The organism is Rhodococcus mengyinensis (assembly GCF_048381435.1).
Lineage (GTDB): Bacteria > Actinomycetota > Actinomycetes > Mycobacteriales > Mycobacteriaceae > Rhodococcus_F > Rhodococcus_F opacus_D.
Map to the genome: position 1 here is coordinate 34,711 of NZ_JBLWIT010000043.1, position 18,573 is coordinate 53,283.

Below are 18,573 nucleotides of genomic sequence, written 5' to 3' on the forward strand. Positions count from 1 at the left end.
ACTTCACTTCGCGTGAACCCCAGGGAAGGTACGATACGTAGGTAGAGATGGTGACGATCGTTTCGGCGCCGCTATTTCGACCGCGCTGGAAGGCTGGGATGGCGATGGACCCGACATTGGTTGCGGACTTGGCTGCATTGCCCATTGCCCGGTTCGAGCAGGTTCATACCGTCGATCTGGACCAGGTGCGATCGGTGGTCGGTTCCGCCTTCTGTCCGCATACGCTCGAACCCACAGGTGGCGACGGTGCGGCGTCCTGCAGGTTTCACTCGGCCACCGCCGGAACTATCGGCCTGCACTACCTGGACTACGGCATCGGTATGCGCATTCGCCCGAGCGATCTCGACGACTTCTATCTCGTTCAGATTCCCCTCTCTGGAGTGGCGGAAATAAATTGGGGTGCAGAAACATTCGAGTCAACACCGGCTGTCGCATCGATCCTCCAACCGGGAGGGGCGACGACCATGGAATGGCGCAAGGGGAACCGGCAGCTGATTGTTCGGATCGATCGCCAGGGTCTGGAGCGGCAAGTACAAGAGGCGCTCGGGGCCCCGCTCCGCGAGCCACTCCGGTTCGACCTTCGAATGGAACTGGAGCGACCCGGCATTCGCTCTTGGCGCAGCGTGCTCGAGCTCTTGCGGGGGGAAATGGAAAACGGTGGCTCACTGCCGAACGAGCCGATCGTTATGAAAGAGTTCGAGCGACTTCTGCTCAGTCAACTCATTGTGGCCCAACCCAACAACTACACAGAGGCGTTGCAGCGGCCAGTGCCGGCGGCGCCTCGAACGATTCGCCGTGCGGTCGAAATACTCGAACACCACGCGGACGAACTGCTCACTGTCGAGGATGTCGCATCGGCTACGGGCATCAGCGTTCGGGCGCTTCAAGACGGTTTCAAGAAGTACTACGGCACCACCCCGATGGGATATCTGCGCGAGGTTCGCATGAAGGCTGTACGCGCCTGGCTACTCGAGGCCGATCCGTCGACGACGACGGTTTCCGATGCGGCGAGCAGATGTGGATTCGTGCATCTCGGACGCTTCTCCGTGCAGTACCGAGAGAAGTTCGGCGAGACGCCATCGGCAACGCTCCGGCGATGAAGGTGGGTTTGCCCGCTGCTCACCGACCGGACTGAGGGCGCTGCACAATCTGTAGGAACAGTGCCACCCAAGCCAAATCCATGAAGCTGTCCATGTCGCGGTGTTCGGCGTCGCCGATGCGCCGGGATCGAGGTTCGGTACAGGGAGTCGGTGTGCAACGATGCATCGCGGCGGGGCTGATGATCCGAGACACGTATGAGGAGTACGGGATCTTCGGTGATGGATGCCTCGTACAAGAGCGGTCACTACGAATGCGTGCGGTTACAGTTGCAGTCCACGAAAGACGAGCGCAATCGTGCGCACCGCGAGGGGCGGGATGTTCTCCGCGTGCGCACCGTGCGTCGAGATGAGCAGATGCGAATTGGGGCTGGTCGGCCATTCCTCCGACTGAGCTACGACGAGGTCGCGGAGCACCTGCTGGCCCTCGGCGGTGCCGAGATTGAGGGTGATGCATGTCTTGTTCCGCGAGATGACCTTCCACCACAAACCGTGCCCGTCCTTCTGGGCTCCGTGTGAGCGGGCGGGGTCGCCGGTGGGGTGCTCGATCTTGATGACGTCGGCGCCGTAGTCACCGAGCATCATCGCAGTGATCGGTGCGGCGTAGACGGTACTGATGTCGAGGACGCGGATGCCGTGCAAGGGACCGCGCGCCGGAGTAGAGCCGGCGCCCGTGCTCTCGTCGGCCTGGTCGTCGGGCGAGTGGATGTCGCTCGGGTGTGCAGTCATAGGCTGTCCTCGCGTGGTGGGGGGAGGCGATATGGGTGCGGCGCTCGCCGCGGACGAGTGCCGCCCGATAGGCGGGTGCCAGGTGTCCCGGCGCGGCCGAAAAATTGTCAGGGCGCCGCTGCCGCCACTTCAGACTGGCACCCACACGGTTCAACTACAATTGCGGGTATGTCGACAGGCATTAACTTCTTCTAAAGTCAGGAGGTGGGTCGGGTGCTGGACACGACCAGGATGTTCACGCTGCGCGAGGTCGCCGAGCACGGCTCGATCACCGCGGCAGCGGCGGCGCTCGGGTACACCACTTCGGCTGTCTCCCAACAAATCGCCAAGCTGGAGAAGGAGGCCGGGCAACCACTCCTCGAGCGGCACGCGCGCGGCATCGTGTTGACCGAGGCGGGGCGATCGGTGGTCAAGCACACCGAACGCATCCTGATCGAACTCGAGGCCGCCGATGCCGAACTCGCCGAGATCAAAGGACTGCGCGCGGGTGTGCTGGCGCTCGGCACGTTCCCCACGGCCGGGTCGTCACTGCTGCCACTCGTGGTCAAGGAGTTCAAGACCCGGCACCCGGGGGTCGAACTGAAGGTGCTCAGTGGCCGATTCGCGTATTTGGTCGATGCGCTTCGCCGCCGGGAGACCGAACTGTCGCTGCTGTGGGACTACGAGTGGAACCGGGTGGATGACCCCACGTTGACGTACCACCACGTGATGAACGATCCGACCGTGCTGCTGGTGTCGGAACGGCACCGACTGGCCGACCGCGACTCGATCCGGATCGCCGAATTGCGCGACGAGTCGTGGGTGGTCCGCGCCGACGATCATCCGGTCGCGCAAACCCTCGAAAAACTGTGTCAGCAAGGTGGTTTCACGCCACGCACGAGTGTCTTCGCGCACGACTACGGTGAGGTGCAGGCGATGGTCGCCGTCGACCTCGGCGTGGCTATTGCTCCGCGACTGGCCGTGCTCAACCTTCGGCCCGACGTCCGGTCGATTCCCCTCGCTACCCGTCCGCCGCAACGGCGGATCCTGGTCGCGCATCTGACCGAGCGGCGGCTGAGCCCGGCCGCGCAGGAAGGAATCGCGGTGTGCGCTGCCGCCGCCCACCAGCTGCAGGAGGGCTTCGAAACCGGATAGGACCGGTCAGCTTCGGCCGATTCCGAAACAGTCGGCAAGGTGGGTGATCTTCTCGGCCCGACCGAGCCGGGGCAGGTCGCTGCCGTCGCGGACAATCCGGCCGCGGGCTTCGAAATCGGCGAGAAACTCCCGCGCCCAGGTCACGTCCGAGGGGGTGGGGCTGACGGTTTCGTTGATTACCGGCAGTTGTTCGGTGTCCAGACACAGCTTCCCGGTCAACCCGAGGGACACGGACACGGCGGACTGCTCGCGCAGCACGGTGTGACTGTTGCTGACGGTGGGGCCGTCGATCGGTCCGGGCAGGTTGCCGATTCGGCTGGCGACCACCAGCCGGGAGCGGGGGTAGGCCATGGCGAGGTCGTCGGCGCTGGTGCCGGTGTCGCGGCGATAGTCGCCGCTGCCGAAGGCGAGCCGGAAGACGCCGCGGGTGCGGGCGATATCACGCGCCTGGTCGATTCCGAGGGCGGATTCGACCAACGCGAGTACCGGGGTGGATCTGCCGAGTCGGTCGAAAGTTTCGGTGATATGTTCGGCGGCTTCGGTTTTCGCGAGCATCACGCCCGCCAGTCCGGGAAGCCCGGTGAGGCTATCGACGTCATCGCTCCAGTAGGCCGAGGAGCGGTCGTTGATCCGCACCCAGGCCGAGGTGTTCTCGAGCCAGGCGGCGACCTCTTCCCGTGCGTCGGACTTGAGTTGGGGGTCGACGGCGTCCTCGATGTCGAGGACGATTTGGTCCGCGCAGGAGCGGTAGGCCTGGTCGAACAGGTCGGTGCGGGTGCCGTTGACCAGGAGCCAGGATCGGGCGATCCGAGCATCGATTTCCCGACGTGCGATCGCCACGTTCTCCGGTGTTCGGATCCTCATCGCGCGGAGCCGACCAGTGCCGGAGCCGGCGCCGGGGCGGTGACGAACAGTTCCGCCGATGCGATGCGGCGGGCCGCCCGGTGGAGGGTGACCGATTCGAGTACCCCGTCGAGGGAAACGGAGAGGTCGACATCGAGTACCCCGGCGGGTGTCCCCACCCGAAGCGATCCCGGCCACCGGACCTGCGTGTTGTCGGTGACGACACCTCCGGTCACGGTGGACGCCGCGGCGACGGCGACCGCGGATGTGAGCCCGATCGCCGGGTGCGGGGCGAGCATCGACAGCATCCGGACCGAGATGTCGTAGTCCTCGGCGCGGATATCGACGCCGGCGCTGGTGCGGTAGTCCGCCGGCGGACCCACGACACCGACTTTCGGAATCGCATGGGAGATAGGGTCTCCCGGCTTGCTCAACCCCATCCGCAACGAGGACTCCCGACGTAGCGACAGCAGCAGCGGCAGGTGTTCGGCGATCGTCTGGTTGTCCTCCGGGCCGGTCAGGCCGAGGTCGGCGGCGTCGAACAGCGCCGCCGGGGCGCCGGCGACGACCATCGTGGCGTGATAGCTGCGGCCCGCGATCGTGACACGATCGATGGATGCGCCGGTGGGCAGCAGTGTGGCCGCGCCGCCGGCGAGACCGGTGAAGGTGAGCCCCACCGGGACACCCAACGCGCTGGTACCGGGCACGGCAGCGTCGCCTTCGGTGGGGATCATCCCGCCCGGGGTGGCGATCTCGGCGTTCAGGATCGCGCCGGTGTTCTGGTTCCGCATCCGCACGGTCGTCGTCGCGGAGTCGACCGGAACGAACCCGGACTGCAGCGCGTACAACCCGATCGCGGTGGCGCAGTTGCCGCAGTTGCTGCCCCATTCGACCTGGCGGTCACCAATCGCGACCTGAGCAAACAGGTAGTCGACGTCGATTCCGGGCTCGCTGGAGCGGCGCACGATCGCCGCCTTCGAGGTGGTCGAGCTGCCGCCGCCGACACCGTCGAGCTGACGCGGATCACCCGAGCCGAATGCCGACGTCAAGATGGCATCGAGGCCGCCGGCCTGAGCAATGAGCGGATCGACGTCGAATGCGTTGAACAGCCAGCACTTGCTGGTTCCTCCCCGCATCCAGGTTCCATGAAGTGTGAACACGGTCCGGCCCACCTTTCGGGTTCGAAGAGTTTGTGAGGCACCGCTGGAGGCTCTGATCGGATGGGGAGCGTGCTTCCCAGCGGTGTCCCACTGCCCACCCTGACCTACATCAGGGTGGAGAACAATGGCGAATAAGTCGATGAGGGTTAACTTCAGTTAAACCCTCGCCGGTGCGGTCTGCGCGTCAGACCAGTGTCGGGACGGCCACCAGCACCAGCCAGCACAGGGCCGGCGCGATCGCGACCACGATGCCCGCGTTGAGGAGCAGTTGCCGGTAGAACCGGGGCCGCTCGATGTTCTGGGCGTTGGCGAGGACGAGTGCGCCGTTGGTCGAGAACGGGGAGACGTCGACCACGGTGGCGGAGATGGCGAGTGCTGCCACGACTCCGACGACCGGCAGCGCCCCGGTCTGCAGCAGAGGAAGCGCGAGCGGGATGACGGCGGTGAGAAGCGCCGTCGACGATGCGAACGCCGAGGTGACGCCGATGACGTAGCAGAGGACGACGGCGACCAGCAGCGGTGCGCCGATGGTGATCGCCATCTCGGCGAGGTGGTCGATCGTGCCGATCTCTTCCATGAGCGAGATGTAGGTGACCATGCCGGCGACGAGCAGCACGGTGGACCAGCTGATACCGGCGATAGCCTCACTCTGCTTGGACAGGTCGGTGAAGGCGAGGATCGCACCGGCCGCGATGGCGACGAAGCTGATCGGCATATGCAGCACCAGGACCAGCACCAACACCGCGGCAATCAGGACGAGGGTGAGCTTCTGGACCCCGGTGACCGGCTGCACGTCGTGGTCGGTGACGACCTCGGTGCGCGGCGTCCGGATGAGGACCTGAGTGCCGCCCCCACTGGACGATTCGCCGGCCGGCGTTCCCCCGGGTCCCGCGGTGGGGGTGCTCAGCGCGCTCCCACCACCGTCGGAGTCGATGCCGGCGCTCGAGCCGGTGGCGGAGAACTCGAGATTCCGTACCCGGGCAAGGACGGCGTAGCCGACCACTGTGAGGACCGAGAGCAGCAAATTGATGCCGTAGCTGGCGAAGAACAGGGTCCAGGGGGCGATCGTCAGGCCGCTCGACTCGACGATGTCGCGGACGAGGACACCGGAGACCGAGATTGGGGAGAACGCTCCGGCGTGTGCGCCGTTGATGGTCATGATGCCCATTACCAGCGGACTCATCCGGGTCCGGGCGGCGAACGACATCGCCGCCGGGGAGATCAATGCGACGGCCGCCGGGCTGAACGTTCCCAGGGCCGTGAGCACGGAGGCGCAGAAGAAGAACACCCACGGGACGATCGTCACTCGTCCGCGAACGCCGCGAATGCAGGCGTTGACCAGGAGGTCGATGGTCCCGTTCTTCTTCGCCATACCGAAGAAGTAGGTGACGCCGATGATCGTCAGCACGATCGAACTGGGGAACTCGGCGAGGATTTCCTTGTCGTCGTAGCCGAGGAGGAACGCCCCCACGACGAAAGCGCCGATGAACCCCAATATGCCGATGTTGATGGGGAAGAAGGTGGCTATCACGAACATTGCCACCAACGCGATCAGTGGCAGTATCTCGATGGAAGTCATGGGCGTTCTTTCGGTTCGCTGCGGGGCGGATCGAACGGCGCCTGGTCGGCGGCCGGTCGCGACGGACAGACGTGAATATGGGGCGGAGTCACGCGGTGTAGATCGGGAGCTGTCACTCCCGCAGGCGCTGTGCGCGGTGCTCGCCGCCGCCCGAGGTGACTGTCGACGGCGTCGGCCGCCCACCCCGCACCGGGTTGCAGTACCTCATCGATGCCGGCCGAGGGGCGCCGAAGTGAGCGCACTGGGCGACCGACGGGATCGACAGGGCGATTCGGTGCTGTGATCCCGGGTGGTGAGGGAGTTGCGATCGTCTGCATGTCACATCCTTCGCTTGATCATTACCCAGATCACACTATGAGCGGGTTATGTTTATGACAATGTCGTATTTCTACGGCGGGGTTTAGCAGGATTAAAGGCTTGTGGGAGGTATCGATGCGCAACTCGTTCGATGTGGTGACACTGTTCCTGCTCCTCGACATCGCCGAGGCCGGATCCCTCACCGGCGGCGCCGAACGCGCCAACGTCACGCCATCCGCCGCGTCGCAGCGCATCGCCAAGTTGGAACAGGAGATCCGGCAGCCGGTACTGACCCGCCTGCCTCGCGGCGTCCGGTTGACGGAGGCTGGTGAAATTCTCGTCACGCGTGCGCGGCTGTTCCGCCAGGAAATGCGCGCTGCCCGTGGTGACTTGGAAGCTCTGCTGGGGCTCGAGCGCGGCACCGTCCGACTCGGCTCCTTCCCGACCGTCAGCGCCTCACTACTCTCGGACGCGCTGAAGGACTATCACGCCCACTGGCCCGGCATCGACGTGCGGGTCCAATCCGCGGTCCGCCCGCGACTGCTGGAAATGCTCCATTCGAGCGAGGTCGAAATGGCGTTGCTCTGGAGTTACGACTGGACCGAGGAGACCGAGAAATCCCTGGCCCTCATACCGCTGATGGAGGACGAAACGGTCCTGCTCGTCCCGCTCGACGGGCCATACATCGACAATGTCGCGGTAGCATCGCTGCGATCGGCGAAGTGGATCATCCGCAACGCAGACCACCCGGCCGCCGAAGTGCTCTACCGTAGCTGCGAGACGGCAGGGTTCACCCCGAACGTCGTCTACGAGGCCCATGACTACCAAGAGATCGAAGCGATGGTCGCCGCGGGGGTGGGCATCGCCATGGTTCCGCGTCTGGCCGTCGCACACCATCGCCCGGACGTCCACGCTGTCCGATTTCTTCCCACCGACCGGGTTCCGACACGATCGATTTACATCGCTTCGCTCGCACGTCGGCAGTACACCCCGAGCATGCATGCCGTCTCCCGGGCACTTCACGACGCCGCCGACACCATCACCGCGCGACGCTGACTCGAGGATGCCATGCGGGCCGCGGCGCCGCCTGCTCACAGCCGCAAACCGCGCACAGCGCTTCACCGCTAACGGATCCGCTTACGGAACGAAGGCGGACTGCCGCCAGCATGCTCTGGGACGTCACTTCGTCCCGGTGCGGGTTCCTGCAAACACGTGTGGTGATTCGGCCGCCCGCGGAGACTGGCTGTATGGCAAGCGAATGGCAGGATTCGGAACGACATGCCAGCTGGGTACTGGGTTCGCGACGGAGTCGAGGTGATGCGGAAAACCACGGTGGTCTCACTCGTGCCCGCCCGGTTCGAAGCTTATGGCCGCGTGCTGCACCCGGTGCAGTCGGTCGACGACGGCGGGTATACGCGGTGGCTGCGCTGGTCGGACATCGCCCGTGTCACGGGCGCGATGGCTCATCCTTCGATGGAGCTGGAGACAATGCTCGAATTCGCCCCGAAGGGATACTTCCAGTCGACCCCCATCGTCCCGGAGTGTCGGTCGACGTGTGGCGACGCGGCGATCGTGAACGAGGCGTCCAGCTGCTCGAACAGGCGCTGCAAATCGACTCAAAGTGAACGACCGGTTCAACGCAAGCCTATGTCTGCAGGCGCTGGCATGGATCGGGCATCGGAGGAGCTCAGCCGGTCTGTGGGAAGCGCGATTGTCGTACTGCCCAATTTGAGTGAGTACCAGAAAGCCTGTGAAGGCGCGACGCAGCGTGCCTCGAGTACGGAGGCTTATGCATCCGCGCATCGTGACGGCGCGGCGTTAGGTTTCGACGCCGCGGTCGCCTACGCCTTGGGTGAGCAACTTCATCCTCCGGAGTCGACCCCTTGCGGTCCCGCCGCACACCTGACAAAGCGTGAGCTGGAGGTTGCTGATCTGATTGCCGAGGGCCTGACGAATAAGGAGATCGCTGCTCGCTTGGAAATTTCCCCTCGCACCGCTCAGGGGCATGTCGAACACCTACTTACGAAGTTGGGATTCACTTCACGCGAACAGGTCGCGGCATGGGTCGTCGAAACACGCAGAGAAAATTCTGTGGCCCACGTCGCGGCGTTGGTGGCGGTGATGATGGCCGCTGCCTCCTGCAGCACCGCACCGCACCGCAGTACACGGATGCGAACATCGAAACACTGCCCTCAAATGCAGTAGGAACCGTGTCGCTCGGCGACCGCGCGGTCGAAACCTTCCGTGGTCGGACCCTGGTGTTCGTCTTCGACGAGAGCGGAAACGTCCTCGGCCGTTGGAAAACGGACGCATCGGCGGCAACCAGGTGGTGCCTTACACCACAACGTAGTCACCGCCTGCTGCCATGCAGTGACCACACACACCGACACCGCCGCATCGATACCCCTCTCACCGAGCACATCCCGTGCATCGATCTGAAACAACCCAAACAACGTCTCGGCTGGTCAGGCCGGTGTGAGACGGCACTGAACCGGTGTGGGAACGGGCCGAAAACCGCCTGCAGGTAGCCTTCACTGCATGGATGCGGGTGAAGATCGACGCAATCGAGCGTTACCGCGCTGTCAACGACGCTGCGGCCACGCCCGAATTTCGTCTGCCCGCTCATGCGTTCCGAATGCCTTTCGAGAGGAGCAGAGAGTTGTCGGTATCGAAGCCCGAATCGAAAACCAGAAACCCGGAGAAAGGGTATGTCGCCCTTCTGGGTTGGAGTTTGAATGCTATCGAATCTGTTGACCGTTTCGACAGGCGATATCTCGTCGTCGCGCCCGATTGGGCCGAAGATTATTGCAAGGAACACGGAATTCCGTATGTGCCGTGGAATTTCGAGCGATTGAACGATCGTTCCATGGAGATCGCCGAGACGCTGAAGGCGAAAGGTGTCGACGTCGCGATCCCACTGTTCGAGGAGACCGTCGAGTGGGCGGGCGCGATCAACTCCGTCCTTCTCGACAATCCACGACTCTTCGGCCAGTCTCTGCTGCTGCGCGACAAGGCCTTGATGAAACGTCGCGCCCAACTCGGCGGCATCCGCGTGGGAATCTTCGAGGAAGCCCACGAACGCGACGACGTCATCCGATTCCTCAAGCGAGTCAACCAGACATTGCTCAAGTTGGACGGCGACCCGAACGATCCGATCCATCTCAAAGCCTTCGACAAGGCCGGCAGTCTCGGGCACCGGGTGATCCGCACCCCGGATGAGGTCGACACCATCCCGGACGAGGAGTTCCCGGTCTTGATGGAGTCTCATCTGGACGGGTGGGAGTTCGCAGTCGAGGCATGGATTCACAACGGAAAGATCCGCTTCCTCAACATCTCGGAGTACGTGACCCTCGGATACTCCGTGTTCGTCCCGGCCACACCGGAGTTGGAGAAGTACCGTCCGGAGATCACTCGTCAGATCGAGAAACTGATCAAGACCTTCGACATCGAATTCGGGTTCGTTCATCCCGAGTACTTCGTCACCAGCGACGGAGAGATGTACTTCGGAGAGGTCGCGTACCGTCCGCCGGGCTTCAAGGTGTTCGAGTTGCTGGAACGTGCCTACGGGTTCAACGCATATCAGGGCCTGGTGCTGGCATTCGATCCCAAGACGACGGAAGAAGAAATCGAGGACTTCTTCCCGAAGGAAGTGGTGGACGCCAAGGGGCATGCCGGCTGTTTCGGTGTCTATCCACGACGACGCGTCGTCAGCCAACTGTGTATGCCAGAGGAGACCGAGGACCACATCTATTTCGAATCCCACGAGCTCACAGCGCCATTGGAAGAGACGGTCACCAAGCGAACTGCATTCGGCACGCACTGGGGACTCCTCCACTTCTTCGGTGACGATCCCTACGAGATGCGTGATCTACTGAAGAAACAGGAAGAACTCGACTTCTACGTTTGAGTCGAGCAGGTCCGTTCATACGTGAGGATCCCCGGTTGAAATCGACCAGCAGCGATACGAATACCGACAGTACGACGTTGGAGAAACGTCTGGCCGGGCTCGACGATGCCACCCGATCGTTGGCAGTGACCCGCGATTTCGGTAAACACGTCAAGCTACGCCCGGTGCTGGACGCCCTGCGTCTGGTTCTGTTGCAGCCGGGGGGCGCCGCAGCAGTGCAGGCCCGCGCGGCGGACCTGGACGAAGCGGGCCTGTTCGTCGGCACCGACTGGGCCGAACCACAGATTCTCATCCCGGCGCTGAGCACCGGAGCATTGAGCAGCGCCAATGCGGACACGGTGGTACTGGAGGCCGTCAACGAATTGCGCCTGCTGGCCGTCGCCAAGGGCGAGTATGCGCACCCGTTGATCTCCGCCGAGCAAGCCAGGCACCATCTTTCGCAAGTCCTGGCCGTCAACATGTCGCTGTTGTTGACGCCCCCCAGCGAAGCGGAGCGTGAACAACAGGGACGCCTGGCGCAGGCGACCCGGGCACTGTTCCGTCATCTGGGACAGGGTGTCGGGTACGACAACATCCTCGAACACCTCGTGGAGGAGATCTGGAGGATCCTGCGGCAGCGGCCAATACAGGTCGATCAGGTCAAGCAGATGATCACACAGATCGCCGTATACAGGAACAGTCCGGACATCGAACCGGGTGCCAGCGGGGTCGGCGCCGATCGTCTGATCAGCAGTCTTTTCGGCACAACGGATGCCTGCCGGGAAGACCCGGGCGTCGATGTCTACCGCAGTCGCCTGGAAGCAATGGACAGCAGCGGCCTCCAGTACGAAGCGGCCGGATTCGCGCGCGCAATGCACGACACCGGACTGGTCTCGCCGTACCACGCCGTACTGCTGCGGTACCTGCTCGAAAAAGGGGAGTACCTGATCGGGGAAGCCCTGGGGCTGTCCAGCACCGGCCGCGACTGCCTGCTCTGCTACCACGACCTGGTGCGCAGCCTCATCGACAATGCGGTCCATATCGAGACCGCCCAATGCATCTACGGTCTCGCGTTGATGCTGGAACGGGGCATTCTCTATCAACCGGCCGTCGCCCCCGCCATGTGGCGCCAACTGGCGCAACCACTGTCGGAGTATTCGCGGCAACGCCTGACCCAGACCTTCGGGCCGACGCTGGACGCTCGGGCTTGGCTGTTGTCCGGAATGCTGTCGATCCTGGGCTTGCCGCTGGGAGTGGGACAAGGCGACAACCCGACGTGCCAGTCGGCGAGGGCGCTGTCTATGTGGGCGTACAACGATCCGGACTACCTGCTCCAAACCCTGGTGTGGGCGGCACGGGACGACGAGATCGTCATGCATTTCGAAGGGCAACCGATTTCGTCTCGCGACAGTGCGTCCGGTGTTGCGACCGTGCTGCCAGTCGACCTCGACCCGGTATCGCTGCTCGTCGTGCCGCACCTCGACCGCATCTACGCGGAGATGGGGAGGCGGTGCGCCGACCGCGAAGGCGACCCGCACCGCTGGGTCAACCCGGAGTTCCACGGCTGGTGGTCGGGCCGCGGGTTCCGTATCAACGTGGACGTGCCAACCGGCAAACTGACCGAACTCGACGAGTTCCTGCGTCATTTTTATGCCAGCTATCACCCCTTTTACAACGGCAACCAACCGCTCATTCACCCCCAACCGGCCGGTATCGCTGTCACCGACAGCGCCGCCCGATTCATCGGCTGGCATGCGATCACCGTGCTGCGGGTCAATTTGGACCCGCAAGAGGTGATGCGCGTTTACTTCTACAACCCCAACAATGACAGCGGACAGGACTGGGGTGACGGCGTCGTCGTGAGCACCGCAGGTCAAGGCGAAAGATTCGGCGAATCTTCGCTACCGTTCGAGCAGTTTGCCTCCCGGCTGTACATATTCCACTTCGATCCACTGGAGCCAGGCGAAGTAGCTGGGGTCACCCGAGGCGAGCTCGATCGCGTGGTGGGGCACATCCACCGCAGTTGGGGTGCGGATCGGCTGCCGGAACTCGAGACACACGCAGACTGTTGACTCGACTTCACGCCGCAATCATGGTGCCGGTCCGGACGATGCCCGGGCGTGCACGGATCAGCCTCTTTGGCGTGCGCTCACCGGCCTGCTGACGCCGTGTCTGTTCTCGAGTTAGGTTCGTGCGGGCAGATGGCGACCCCGAGCCTTCCGCGTGGGTACAGATCCGGATCCACGTTTCACCCTCGCGAACGAGCGGACGTTTCTGGCCTGGATCCGGACGTCGCTAGGGCTTCTCGCGGCCGCCGTAGGGTTCCAAGCCTTTGGGGCCGAGTTGGTCGGCCCGACGGTCCACACGGTGCTGGTGATCGGAATGCTCGCGGGTTCCGCTGCGCACGGTGACGCATGGTCCGAGCAGGAGGATCGATGTCGCATCTGCTGGCGGTGCGGGGCGGCGGCTCCCACAGTTGGGTGGGCGCCGCCGAGTCCGCCGGCTCGGGCAGGTGAGCTCAACTGCCGAAGAGGGTGCCTAGTTCGCTGAGGTCAGGGACGAGTGCGGCGGCGGGTGGTGCGGGGTCGACGCTGGGCACGGTGACGACGGTGGAGGCTTGTTGCACGGTGTAGGCGGTCATCGGGAACTGGACCAGGTATTGCTCGATGCCGGGGTAGTTGGAGACCCACATGGCGGGGTCGGTTCCTTCGCGTCCGCAGGAGGCGAGGGCGACGTAGGAGCCGTCGGGGACGTCGGTGACCGATTGGGTTGTGGTGCCAGGTGGTATGTCGTCCTGCTGGTATAGGGACTGCCCGCTGCGCATGATGTCGTCGAGCGGTGGGAGTACGCCGCCGGGTGCGGCGGCGAGGGAGGTGGTGCAGCCGATGGTGGCGCCGGTGTTGTTGGTGATTGTGTTGGTCACGGTCGATCCGGTGACGCTGAAGGCGTAGGTGACGTCGGTGGCTTCGGCCGCTGATGCCGGCGCGGCGGTTGCGATGGCGAGGGGGATGGCCGCGGCGGCGAGGAGTGTGGTGCGGGCGGTCGTGCGCATGTGGTGGTCCTGTTCGTCGGGTGGGTGGTGCTGGGTGCATCGTGCAGGAAAAACCGACTGATTGGCATTGTTTTGGTGACATCGGGTCGACTTCGTACCCGAGGGCTCCGCCGCGGGGCGCGGTAGTGACCCCAACCAGTTCCCGCTATCATGAATTTGTGCCCGTTAATTAATAAAAGTGAGGGTGGGTGTGATGAACGAGCCCGCCGATGCCAGCACTGAAGCCCGCTACCTGCGCGGCGATCTCGGCTTCGAGGAGGCGCTGCGGGAGGTGACCGGTACCGACGTCGGACGCCAGTTCTTCGCCCAGATACTGCACAGCCTCTCCGGCCGGAACCCGGCGGCACCGTCGCTGTCCGACCACGACGCAGCCCTGCTCGATCGGGCCGGGTTCGTCGACGACCCGGCCGCGGCGACGACCGCACGAGTGGACCGCGACATTCGCATGCAGGAACTGGTCCGCCACTCCCTGTCGATCGCGGAGGCCGCGGACCGTCTCGGGGTGACCGCGGCCCGGATCCGGCAACGCCTCGGCGAGGGCACCCTGTGGGCGTTCCAGTCGGGCCGGAACCGGTTGCTGCCGCCCGCCCAGTTCACCGACACCGGCGCGGTGCCGCACCTCGACCAGGTGGCGCCGTTGCTGGCGAAGGACCTGCACCCGCTGACCGTGCAGGCGTTGCTGACCCGCCCGCAACCGTCCCTGACCGTGGAGGGCCGGCCGGTGTCGATCGTGGCGTGGTTGACCGGCAGCGCCGGAACCGCCGCCGATATCGAACAGGTCCAAGGCGTGATCACCGCCGCCGAATGGGAATCGGCATAGATGGGGTCGATGCTGCCCGCACCGCCGTCCATCGCCGACCTTCGTGATGCGGGCGTGCGCGGCGAGGAAGTGTTCGACTGGCAACCGGCCGAGGTGGTGTGGCGGGTGCATCGCACCACCGGCACCCACGTGCTGCCGTGGAATGGATTGCGCACGTTCGGGCCGATCCTGCGGTTCGACCACCACCCGCCCCCGCGGGCGCAGCGTCCCGGTTACGGCATCTGGTACGGCGCCTCCAGTCCCCGCGGCGGGTTGGCCGAGGCGTTTCAGAGCGCCCGGGTGATCGACCGGCACCGCGGCGACCCGTATCTGACCGGGCTGCGATTCACCCGCCCGCTGAGACTGCTCGATGTGTCCGGCATCGGCGAGGGGACGTGGGCAACCCGGGTCGGCGGCAACCACGCCCTCGACTCCGCCGCGCACGGCCGAACCCAGCACTGGGCCCGCACCATTCACCGGGCCCACGACGATCTCGATGGGATCGTCTACCGCGGCCGGTTCGCCGGCGGTGTCTGCATCGCGATCACCGAACGCGCCGCCGACGCGTTCCCCGTGCTGCCGGCGTTGTCGCTGCCGTTGTCGCATCCCGGGTTGTCCGGGCCGATCGACAGCGCGGCCTATCAGCTCGGCTACACCATCACCTGACGCTGCGACGCACGTGGGCGAACCGGTTGGGCACGCGGCGCATGTCCCGTGACGGAACGACATCGACTGCAGGACGCGCTTCGGTCGGAGGAGGGAAGTGATCGGTACACGTCCGGTCGGACTGTATGTCGGTGTCCCGTGTCGGTGTCCGCAACTCATCATTCGGATGGTGTATTGACAACCGGAAACCCTGCATCTGAGTCCACTACGGATGATGTGGGTTTCCGCCCCGGCCGCGCACGGTTGTAGCGGCCTCTATGAGGTGGATCCACCCGCCGGTGACCCACGACGACGCTCCCGGTGCTGGCCTGCGTCCTTCCTTGACAAGACCCGGTACGTGTGAGAACGCTGCGGGCCTCGGCGTGACGGTAACCAGAGTGTTGTTACGAACCTCAGGCGGTGGGAGTGGTGGGGAGCCAGTTGTAGTTCTGCTCGTTCCAGAATCCACACCGGTGGTCCGCTGCGTACTGCTCCGTGCTGACGGTGCGTGTGTTGGTGCCGGAATCCAGAACCATGATTTTGCCCTCACCGATCGCTGACCATTCGGGCTGAGTGGGAGCAGTGGGACTGCCGTGCGCGGCGAATCCTGCCCAATAGGCCATCATCGATTGCGACAATTGCTGCTGTTCTGGAGTGAACCGCGTCGCCAATTCCCCGCCCCACAGGTACGGCAGCTGGGTGGAATGCGCTGCTCCTACGTTGAAATCGGGGAGTTTGGTTTCGCGTGTGGGCGCGTGCTCGTCGTCGAACCTGTAGAAGAAGACTCGTGGCTGGTGGACAGCCATTTCGTTCGCCAGCGTCAGGTATTGGCATCCTCCGAGCCCGTAGAACACACTGCTGTCATTCCATATCGTACTGAGTGCGTAGGCCGCACCGTACGGACTCGGGAATGACGAGTATGGGTACTGGTCGGCGACAGCGTGTGCAAGTGGTCCGAATTCTTCTTGCAGTTCCTGCTTGTATCGGTCCTCGGTCATGTCTGCGAAAGGGATTGCCCAGCCTCGGGTTTCATCGCGTGTCTCTCCGATCATGATGGGGACGTTGTTGAACGAACCAGACTTGATCGCCGCGCCTGGTGTAATCGGAAGTTCGGGGCCCCCAACGATGGGCAGAGGGCCTGTGAGGATTCCCCCGAAATTCGTGCTCGCTGCGAGAAGTTCGTCACCAGATCTGGATCGTAGACACTGGGCCATGTCGCCGGGTTCGGAGCAGCCTGTCGAAACTGCGAACGAGGCGGCGTCGGCCTGGGCTTCTTCAGTTGAGTGGCTGGGGCATCCGCCGCTCTGGATGATCGCGCCCTGGAACAGACCGCTCGCTGTCGGCGACGCGAGTTGGGCGCACACCGAGTGTCCTCCGGCAGATTGGCCCACAATTGTGACTTGACTCGGGTCGCCGCCGAAGCCTGCGATGTTCTCTTGAACCCAGTGCAGGGCTGCTTGCTGATCCAGGAGTCCGAAGTTGCCTGCGGTGCCGTCATCGGCCCCAGGTAGCTGGAGGAAGCCGAAGGCGCCGAGTCGGTAGTTGATGGTGACAACGACTGTGTTGAACTTTTCCGCGATTCGTGACCCATCTGACTGGCTTCCCGAACCACTCATGAAGCCACCTCCGTGAATCCAGAACAGGACCGGGAGGGGCCCTCTAGTTCGTTCGGACGGTGTATATACGTTCAGATACAGACAATCTTCGCCATAAGACACATCGTTGCTGCCACTGCTCACCGGTTGATAGCACCTCGGGCCGAATTCCGCTGCTGAACGGATGCCGTCCCACGTCGGCGTCGGTGCGGGTGGCTCCCACCGCAGGGTGCCGACGGGTGGGGCCGCATAAGGCATGCCGAGGAACTGGTCCACCTGTCCAGCTGATATCCCCTCCACGTCACCAGTTTTCGTTGTGACGACCAACGAATGACTGTCCGATTCTGCTTGTGAACGTGAAGCTGCATGCTCGGGCCCCGCATGTGTGCCGCAACCTGTCAGGGCCGCCGTCAATGCCAGCACGATAGTTGTTTTCGCGAACAGTCGCGTTCTAACGCTCACCCAAATCTCCTTGGATTGACAGATGATTGCCTGGTCGAACGAAATGAAGGCGCCGATGTCGCCACGGGCGAGTAGGGCGGATTGCTCGGGAATGCTGGTACCGATCGTTTTCACGGCGGCAGGCTCACCCCGAGACTTCGCAGGTACAGGAAGGCTTGAAGCCCTCGCCGCTGGCAGCCAAGTATCTGCAGGTGGAGGCATACGGCGCAACAAGGCCGTCCCGGTAGACGGACCCGAAAGGCTGACCTGAAATGAATGCGGGAGATCTGCGAAAGACATAGTCGGCGTTGACTACCGGACGCCAGCGCCCCGGCGACACATCCCCGTTTCTCAGGCGTCGAGACGGAGAGTCCATGCGATTCGGCGAAATGCTTCGCGTCCCCGGCCCGGTTTCGTGTCGCGGGTTCGCCTACCGGACCGTTGGAGGTGTGCCGGGGCGCGCGGGTACCGATACTCGAATTCTCAGTTCCAGTCGACCGACCCATGGAGTACAGATGACGCCTTCCTTCCCTCCGCTCGCCGCGTCGGTCCATGCCGCTGTGGCCGACGCCGTGGCGGTCGTGCGCATCGAGCGACCGCCTGCGAACGCTTTCGATCCTGCGCTGATAGCGGAATTGCTCGACACCCTGAAGCCGCTGGCGGCGAACACCGACGTGCGGTGCATCGTGCTGCGCGGAACGGGACGCTTCTTCGTGGCCGGCGCCGACATCCGAGTGATGCGCGAACTGTCGGAGGAGACGCAGCACGCGATGCGGCCCTGGATCGAGGTGCAGCAGGTCCTCGAGACTGCTCCGAAACCCGTGCTGGCAGCCCTCAACGGGCACGCACTCGGTGGCGGAGCGGAGTTGTCACTGGCCTGTGACGTGCGGGTGATGGCGGCGTCGGCGTCGATCGGGTTCCCGGAAATCGGCCTCGGACTGTTTCCCGGGGCCGGCGGCAGTCAGCGCTTGCCCCGCTTGCTCGGCGCGCATCGAGCGAAGCTCCTCGTGATGGAGGGTCGGCGCCTGTCCGCCGACGAGGCCCGGCAGATCGGCTTGGTGGACGAGGTGGTACCCGACGACGAATTCGACGCGCGGATAGACCGTCTCGCCGCCGAGTGGGCGGCGAGACCGACGGCCGCAATCGGCCTCCTCAAGCGGGTGGTCGAAGCGGGGCGGACACTCCCACTCGATCAGGCACTGGACGCGGAATTTGCGGGTGTCCTCGACCTCATTCGCACGGCCGACGCCGCCGAGGGTCTACAAGCCTTCCTCGACAAGCGACCGCCGCATTTCACTGGTCGCTGACCCTGCTCG

14 protein-coding genes and 2 pseudogenes are annotated in these 18,573 nt (G+C 64.2%); 10 read left to right on the forward strand and 6 right to left on the reverse strand.

The window, feature by feature from the left end; translation table 11 throughout:
* Positions 1-47 precede the first annotated feature (47 nt).
* Positions 48-1,100: an AraC family transcriptional regulator gene (locus ACNJ7E_RS07930; RefSeq protein WP_418339542.1), complete on the forward strand. Its 1,053-nt coding sequence runs from the start codon at positions 48-50 to the stop codon at positions 1,098-1,100.
* A gap of 393 nt (positions 1,101-1,493) precedes the next feature.
* Here the strand turns inward: ACNJ7E_RS07930 and ACNJ7E_RS07935 are convergent.
* Positions 1,494-1,826, reverse strand: a pseudogene (locus ACNJ7E_RS07935) (CoA transferase); the annotation flags it as partial.
* A 213-nt stretch (positions 1,827-2,039) separates the two neighbouring features.
* On the opposite strand from ACNJ7E_RS07935, the gene ACNJ7E_RS07940 reads away from it, so the two are divergent.
* Positions 2,040-2,960: a LysR family transcriptional regulator gene (locus tag ACNJ7E_RS07940; protein WP_283335027.1), complete on the forward strand. Its 921-nt coding sequence runs from the start codon at positions 2,040-2,042 to the stop codon at positions 2,958-2,960.
* Between the two features lie 6 nt (positions 2,961-2,966).
* Here the strand turns inward: ACNJ7E_RS07940 and ACNJ7E_RS07945 are convergent, their stop codons facing one another.
* From ACNJ7E_RS07945 to ACNJ7E_RS07955, 3 genes are all read right to left on the reverse strand, one after another.
* Complete coding sequence (locus ACNJ7E_RS07945; protein WP_418339543.1) at positions 2,967-3,824, reverse strand: HpcH/HpaI aldolase/citrate lyase family protein; 858 nt, start codon at positions 3,822-3,824, stop codon at positions 2,967-2,969.
* The gene (locus ACNJ7E_RS07950) at positions 3,821-4,939 is read right to left on the reverse strand and encodes a PrpF domain-containing protein (protein ID WP_418339559.1); all 1,119 of its coding nucleotides are present in this window, start codon (positions 4,937-4,939) and stop codon (positions 3,821-3,823) included. Before ACNJ7E_RS07950 ends, ACNJ7E_RS07945 begins: the two co-directional genes overlap by 4 nt.
* Positions 4,940-5,147: 208 nt before the next feature.
* On the reverse strand, positions 5,148-6,542 hold the full coding sequence (locus tag ACNJ7E_RS07955; RefSeq protein ID WP_317568902.1) for an SLC13 family permease: 1,395 nt from the start codon (positions 6,540-6,542) through the stop codon (positions 5,148-5,150).
* A gap of 432 nt (positions 6,543-6,974) precedes the next feature.
* Between ACNJ7E_RS07955 and ACNJ7E_RS07960 the strand changes: the two genes are divergently transcribed.
* The 5 genes and pseudogenes from ACNJ7E_RS07960 to ACNJ7E_RS07980 form a co-directional block, all read left to right on the forward strand.
* Positions 6,975-7,895 (forward strand): LysR family transcriptional regulator, encoded by a 921-nt coding sequence (locus ACNJ7E_RS07960; protein WP_141470546.1) that lies wholly within the window; start codon positions 6,975-6,977, stop codon positions 7,893-7,895.
* Positions 7,896-8,156: 261 nt separating this feature from the next.
* Positions 8,157-9,044 (forward strand): response regulator transcription factor, encoded by an 888-nt coding sequence (locus tag ACNJ7E_RS07965; protein WP_418339544.1) that lies wholly within the window; start codon positions 8,157-8,159, stop codon positions 9,042-9,044.
* A gap of 430 nt (positions 9,045-9,474) precedes the next feature.
* Positions 9,475-10,746: an ATP-grasp domain-containing protein gene (locus ACNJ7E_RS07970; RefSeq protein ID WP_418339560.1), complete on the forward strand. Its 1,272-nt coding sequence runs from the start codon at positions 9,475-9,477 to the stop codon at positions 10,744-10,746.
* Positions 10,747-10,781: 35 nt separating this feature from the next.
* A complete protein-coding gene (locus ACNJ7E_RS07975; protein ID WP_164061406.1) occupies positions 10,782-12,797 on the forward strand; it encodes a hypothetical protein in 2,016 nt (671 codons plus the stop codon).
* Between the two features lie 151 nt (positions 12,798-12,948).
* Positions 12,949-13,122: pseudogene (locus ACNJ7E_RS07980) on the forward strand (YidH family protein); the annotation flags it as partial.
* A gap of 121 nt (positions 13,123-13,243) precedes the next feature.
* On the opposite strand, the gene ACNJ7E_RS07985 reads toward ACNJ7E_RS07980, so the two are convergent.
* Entirely contained in the window at positions 13,244-13,777 is a 534-nt protein-coding gene (locus ACNJ7E_RS07985; protein WP_280780147.1) for a hypothetical protein, read from the reverse strand.
* A gap of 193 nt (positions 13,778-13,970) precedes the next feature.
* On the opposite strand from ACNJ7E_RS07985, the gene ACNJ7E_RS07990 reads away from it, so the two are divergent.
* Positions 13,971-14,597, forward strand: a complete 627-nt coding sequence (locus tag ACNJ7E_RS07990) for a MerR family transcriptional regulator (RefSeq protein ID WP_418339545.1) — start codon at positions 13,971-13,973, stop codon at positions 14,595-14,597.
* Entirely contained in the window at positions 14,598-15,242 is a 645-nt protein-coding gene (locus ACNJ7E_RS07995) for an RES family NAD+ phosphorylase (RefSeq protein WP_418339546.1), read from the forward strand.
* 392 nt (positions 15,243-15,634) lie between these two features.
* Here ACNJ7E_RS07995 and ACNJ7E_RS08000 read toward each other — a convergent pair whose 3' ends face one another.
* Positions 15,635-17,392 carry a carboxylesterase/lipase family protein gene (locus ACNJ7E_RS08000; RefSeq protein ID WP_280780150.1) on the reverse strand — a complete coding sequence of 586 codons (1,758 nt, stop codon included), beginning with the start codon at positions 17,390-17,392 and terminating at the stop codon, positions 15,635-15,637.
* A 380-nt stretch (positions 17,393-17,772) separates the two neighbouring features.
* On the opposite strand from ACNJ7E_RS08000, the gene ACNJ7E_RS08005 reads away from it, so the two are divergent.
* Positions 17,773-18,564, forward strand: coding sequence for an enoyl-CoA hydratase/isomerase family protein (locus ACNJ7E_RS08005; RefSeq protein ID WP_280780151.1), 792 nt, complete (start codon positions 17,773-17,775; stop codon positions 18,562-18,564).
* The last annotated feature ends 9 nt before the right edge of the window (positions 18,565-18,573 follow it).